Origin of the sequence: Kitasatospora sp. NPDC091257 (assembly GCF_044757675.1) — a bacterium.
Classification (GTDB): Bacteria; Actinomycetota; Actinomycetes; order Streptomycetales; family Streptomycetaceae; genus Kitasatospora; species Kitasatospora lactacystinica.
Genome location: NZ_JBIVVI010000644.1, coordinates 1 through 5,241, shown reverse-complemented (window position 1 = coordinate 5,241; position 5,241 = coordinate 1). Strand labels below are relative to the sequence as shown.

The following is a 5,241-nucleotide window of genomic DNA, read 5'->3' as shown; positions in this document are numbered from 1 at the left end:
CGAAGTAGGCCGCCGACTCCACCGGGGCGGATACCCGGCCGGGCAGGTTGCCGCTTACGCTGTGGGGCATGAGCAAGTCGCCTGGGGAGCGCATGCCGGTCCGGTGGTTCTGGTGGTGGAAGCGGCCGCGCAGCGTCTTCCTGGACGTCGGGCTGGGGCTGCTCGCCGCGGTGGAGTGCGCGGCCAGCACGATCGCCTTCCTCTCCGCCCGGATACACGTCAGCACCGCGGGAGCGGTCGGCATAGCCGTGCTCGGCACGCTGGCCGGCGGCTCGCTGGTGGTGCGCCGGCGCTGGCCGGCCGTCCCGGTACTGGTGACGCTGCTGGTGATGCCCGGCATGCTGGGCGTGGTGCTGCTGGTGGTGGCGCTGTACACGCTGGCCTCGACCTGGGAGTGGCCCTCGCGCCGGCGCCGGGTGGTGGCGCTGTCCGGGCTGGCCTTCGCCGAGGCGGCCGCGGTGATGGCGGTGTCGCTGATGACGCCCGGCGACATGATGGACCCGCCGCCGCTGTGGGGTCAGATCCTGCTGTCGCTGCTGGTGTCGGTCGGGCTGACCGTCGCCCCGGTGGTGACCGGACTGTACGTCGGCGCGCGGCGGCGGCTGATCGAGTCGCTCAAGGACCGCGCCCACGGCCTGGAGACCGAGCTGGACCTGCTGGCCGAGCAGGCGCAGGAGCGCGCCCGCCGGGCCCGGCTGGAGGAGCGCACCCGGATCGCCCGGGAGATGCACGACGTGGTGGCGCACCGGGTGTCCCTGATGGTGGTGCACGCCGGGGCGCTGGAGCGGATCGCCGGCAAGGACCCGGACAAGGCGGCGCAGAGCGCCAAGCTGATGGGCGAGGTGGGCCGGCAGGCGCTGAACGAACTGCGCGAGATCCTCGGGGTGCTGCGGATGGACGACGAACGGCAGCCGGAGCCGGACTCGCTGGCCGGGCTGCCGCGGCTGGTCGACCAGTCCCGCGCGGCCGGGATGGCGGTGACCCTGACGGTCAGCGGCAGCCGGCAGGAGTTCACCGGCGAGGCCGAGCAGACCGCCTACCGGGTCGTCCAGGAGGGCCTGACCAACGCGCACAAGCACGCGGGCGGCGCCCAGGTGTCGGTCCTGCTCTCGTACGCGCCGAACGGGGTGCGGGTGGCCGTGGTGAACGCCTGCCCCGGCGGGGAGCGGGGCGCGGCGAAGCTGCCCAGCGGCGGCAACGGGCTGGTCGGGATGCGGGAGCGGGTGATCGCGCTGGGCGGCACCTTCTCCTCCGGGCCGGAGGCGGACGGCGGGTTCCGGATCGAGGCGGTGCTGCCGTCCCGGCTGGCGGTGCGGGCCGAGCGGCTGCGCTGAGCCGTCCCCGGCCCCCGGCCGTCAGTACTCCTCGGCGGTGCGCAGCCGCTCGGGGGCGGTGCCCAGGACGAGGGTGGAGATCGCCTGGTCGATGCCGTGGCCGAGGAACCACTCGCCGGTGTGGTCCAGGCTGTAGACCCGGCCCTCCTCGTCGACGGCCAGCAGCGCCTGCCCGTACGCCTCCTCGCCGAGCGGGGCCAGCCGGGTGCCCAGCGCCCGGCCCAGGTCGAGCAGGGTGCGCGGCTGGTGCAGCCCGCACAGCGGGTCGATCAGGAACGGGGTGCGGGCCAGCTGGCGGCCCGGGCCGGACAGGTCGAAGGCGAGGCCGCCGAACTCGGCCCAGGCCTCCACCGCCGCCGGGAACACCGCGTGCCGTACGCCGGCGGGCGCGCCGTACCCGGCCAGGGCGTCGGCCCACTCCTCGGCCTGCCGGATCTCCCAGCGGCCGGGGTGCCAGCCGGCCGCCTTGAGCTCGGCGGCGACGTCGGCGGGGAAGCGCGGGCGGGTCCGGGTGCCGGCGGGGGAGAGGGTGGCCGGTGGGGACGGGATCGGCGGGTTCAGGACGGACTCCAGGGCTGGGGGACGGGGGACGTGCCGGCGCTCGGCCGGTCAGTGCGCGGGCGGCCCGACGGCGACGCTGCGTACGGTGAAGTGCTCCAGCATCGGAGCGCAGGAGCGGCACGGCGGGGCGTGGCTGCCGTGCGCCGGGTCGTCCTCCTCGCGGATGCGCACGGTCGTCATCCGGGCGCCCTTGAGCGACTTTCGGGCCTCCTGCACGGTCATCGGCTTGCGGGCGGCGCGCTTGGAGCGCCGGCCGTCGACCGCGGCCAGGTGCTGGGAGAGCAGGACGGCCTCCGGGCAGCGGCCGGTGAACCGTTCGCGGGCCTCCGCCGGCAGGGTGTCCAGGAAGTCGGCGACCAGGTGGTGCAGCGCCGGGCGGCGCGGGTCCTTGTCGCCCGCCAGGGTGTGCACCTCGCCGCCCTTGAGCGACAGCGCGGCGGCGACGGCGGGCAGCAGGCTGTCGCGGTGGTGGCGCAGCACGGGCGGGCCCGCCGGCTCACCGGTGGTCATCCGTCGTCCTCCTCCTCGTAACCCGGCATCGGCCGGAGTGACCGGGCCGGTCCGGGGCAAGCCTGTCAAACGGTACTGACAACCGCACAACCGGGGTGCGGCGGCGGCCGGTGCCGCGGCGGGCCGGCCGGCGGTCGCCCGATGCCGGCCGAACGCGCACCCGCCCGTCATGACTTGTCCGCCGATCTACCGAAACGGCCCCCGGGCCCGATGCCCGGCCGGTACCGTTCCGGCAGCGAGCCGAAGGGGACGCGGCCGACCGTGCGGACAGCCGCCGGCAGCCCGACTCCGGTGCCCGCGCCGGACGTTGAGGCCGCCGGGGAAGGCCTGTCGCCCGCCCCGGCGCTGAGCGAAGGGGCTCGTGCGATGACGTCGGAACCGCAGGACGAGCACTGGCAGACCGCCAACCAGGCACCGGGCGGACACGTGCCCGCACCGGACGAGCCGCCCCGGCCGGTGCCCGAACATCCGGTGGGGCTGGCCGTGGTCGGGGCCGGCTACTGGGGCCCGAAGCTGGTCCGCAACGCGCAGCACACCCCGGCGCTGCGGCTGCACTGGCTGTGCGACCTGGACGAGGCCAAGGCCCGGGCGGTGCTGGGGGAGTACAGCACCGTCGGGGTGACCGACAGCTACCGGCGGGTACTGGCGGACGGGCGGGTCGGCGCGGTCGCGGTGGCGACGCCGGCGGGCGCCCACTACGCGCTGGTGCGGGCGGCCCTGGAGGCCGGCAAGCACGTCCTGGTGGAGAAGCCGATCACCACCTCCGCCGCCGAGGCCGAGGAACTGGTCGACCTGGCCGAGCGGCGCGGGCTGGTGCTGATGTGCGACCACACCTTCTGCTACACCCCGGCGGTGCGGCGGATCCGCGAACTGGTCCACGGCGGGGACATCGGGGACGTCCAGTTCTTCGACTCGGTGCGGATCAACCTCGGCCTGGTGCAGCCGGACGTGGACGTGCTGTGGGACCTCGCCCCGCACGACCTGTCGATCCTGGACTTCGTGCTGCCGCCCGGGGTCGAGCCGGTCGGGGTGTCCGCCCAGGGCGCCGACCCGATCGGGGCCGGCCGCGCCTGCGTCGCGTACCTGACGGTCCGGCTCAGCAACGGCGCGCTGGCGCACTGCCACGTCAACTGGCTCTCCCCGACCAAGGTCCGCACCACCCTGATCGGCGGCTCGCGGCGCACCCTGGTCTGGGACGACCTCAACCCGCAGGCCCGGCTGGCCGTGCACGACCGCGGGGTCGACCTCACCCCGCCCGACCGGCTGACCGACGCGATCCGGCACCGGGCGCTGATCTCCTACCGGGTCGGCGAGATGGTCGCGCCCGCGCTGGTCGAGCAGGAGGCGCTGCGCAACGTGATGGCCGAGTTCGCGGCCGCCATCACCGAGGGCCGGGCCCCGCTCACCGACGGCCGGGCCGGGGTGCGGGTGCTGCAGCTGCTGGAGGCGGCCTCGCTCAGTCTCGAACTCGGCGGCGCCACCGTCCCGGTGGGCGCGGCGGTCCGGACCGGGGCGGAGGTCGCCCGGTGAGCGGGCCGGTGCGCGGGCCGGTGCGCCGGGGCGCGGCACGGGATCCGGCGCGGGAGGGCGTCCCGCTGGTCGATCTGGCGGCGGCACACGCCGAGGTGGCGGACGAGGTGCGGGCCGGCTTCGACCGGGTGCTCGCCTCCGGAGCCTTCGTCAAGGGCCCCGAGGTGGCCGCCTTCGAGCGTGAGTACGCGGCCTTCGCCGGTGTCCGGCACTGCGTGGGCGCCGCCAACGGCACCGACGCCCTCGAACTGGCCCTGCGCGCCCTGGGCCTGCCGCCCGGCAGCGGGGTGGTGCTGCCCGCCAACACCTTCGTCGCCACCGCCGAGGCCGTGCTGCGGGCCGGGCTGCGCCCGGTGCTGGTCGACGCCGACCCGGAGTACCTGCTGATGGACCCGGAGCGGGCCGCCGCCGCGCTGCCCGGCGCGGTCGCGCTGCTGCCCGTCCACCTCTTCGGCCAACTCGCCCCGATGGGGCCGCTGCTGGCGGCGGCCGACGGACGGCCGGTGGTGGAGGACGCGGCGCAGTCCCAGGGCGCCCGGCAGCACGGGCGGAGCCGGTACGGGCGGATCGCGGCCACCAGCTTCTACCCGGGCAAGAACCTCGGCGCCTACGGCGACGCCGGGGCGGTGCTCACCGACGACGACGCCCTGGCCGACGCCGTCCGGCTGATCGGCGACCACGGCGCCCGCGACCGGTACCGGCACGAACGGTTCGGCTTCAACTCCCGGCTGGACGCGCTGCAGGCCGTCGTGCTGCGCGCCAAGCTGCGCCGGCTGCCCGCCTGGAACGCCGCCCGCCGGGCCGCCGCCGCCCGCTACGACGAGCTGCTGGGCGGGCTGGACGGGCTCGCCCTGCCCCGCACCGCGCCCGGCAACGAGCACGTCCGGCACCTGTACCCGGTACGGATCGGCGCCGGCCGGGACCGCGACGCGGTGCTGGCCGAACTGCACGCGGCCGGGATCGGCGCCGGGGTGCACTACCCGGTGCCGGTCCACCGGCAACCCGCGTTCCATCACCTCGGCCACCGCGAAGGGACGTTCCCGGTCGCCGAGCGGGCCGCCCGCGAACTGCTCAGCCTGCCGCTGCACCCCCACCTCACCGAGGCCGGGCAGCTGCGGGTGGCCGAGGCGCTGGCGCGGGCGCTGGGCGTGCGGTTGTGACGTCGGGGACGCTCCCGGGCGCGGCTCCCGGCAAGGCTTCGGGCGCGGCTCCGGGCGGGGCCGGGCAAGGCTCCGGGCGGGGCCGGGCAAGGCTTCGGGCGTGGTCCGGGCAGGGCTCCGGGCGAGGTCCCGGCCGTGCGCCGCCC

The 5,241-nt window shown here is 76.5% G+C and carries 5 protein-coding genes; 3 read left to right on the top strand and 2 right to left on the bottom strand.

Annotated features, from left to right (window positions below):
* Positions 1 to 68 precede the first annotated feature (68 nt).
* A complete protein-coding gene (locus tag ACIQOV_RS26325) occupies positions 69 to 1,334 on the top strand; it encodes a sensor histidine kinase (RefSeq protein WP_401052479.1) in 1,266 nt (421 codons plus the stop codon).
* Between the two features lie 21 nt (positions 1,335 to 1,355).
* On the opposite strand, the gene ACIQOV_RS26320 is transcribed toward ACIQOV_RS26325, so the two are convergent.
* Both ACIQOV_RS26320 and ACIQOV_RS26315 read right to left on the bottom strand, forming a co-directional pair.
* A complete protein-coding gene (locus tag ACIQOV_RS26320) occupies positions 1,356 to 1,883 on the bottom strand; it encodes an SUKH-3 domain-containing protein (RefSeq protein WP_359910060.1) in 528 nt (175 codons plus the stop codon).
* 60 nt (positions 1,884 to 1,943) lie between these two features.
* Positions 1,944 to 2,405 (bottom strand): YwqJ-related putative deaminase, encoded by a 462-nt coding sequence (locus tag ACIQOV_RS26315; RefSeq protein WP_401052477.1) that lies wholly within the window; start codon positions 2,403 to 2,405, stop codon positions 1,944 to 1,946.
* A 366-nt stretch (positions 2,406 to 2,771) separates the two neighbouring features.
* Between ACIQOV_RS26315 and ACIQOV_RS26310 the strand changes: the two genes are divergently transcribed.
* Both ACIQOV_RS26310 and ACIQOV_RS26305 read left to right on the top strand, forming a co-directional pair.
* Positions 2,772 to 3,935 (top strand): Gfo/Idh/MocA family protein, encoded by a 1,164-nt coding sequence (locus ACIQOV_RS26310; protein WP_380539357.1) that lies wholly within the window; start codon positions 2,772 to 2,774, stop codon positions 3,933 to 3,935.
* Positions 3,932 to 5,095, top strand: a complete 1,164-nt coding sequence (locus tag ACIQOV_RS26305; RefSeq protein ID WP_401052475.1) for a DegT/DnrJ/EryC1/StrS family aminotransferase — start codon at positions 3,932 to 3,934, stop codon at positions 5,093 to 5,095. The genes ACIQOV_RS26310 and ACIQOV_RS26305 overlap by 4 nt, the downstream gene beginning before the upstream one ends.
* The last annotated feature ends 146 nt before the right edge of the window (positions 5,096 to 5,241 follow it).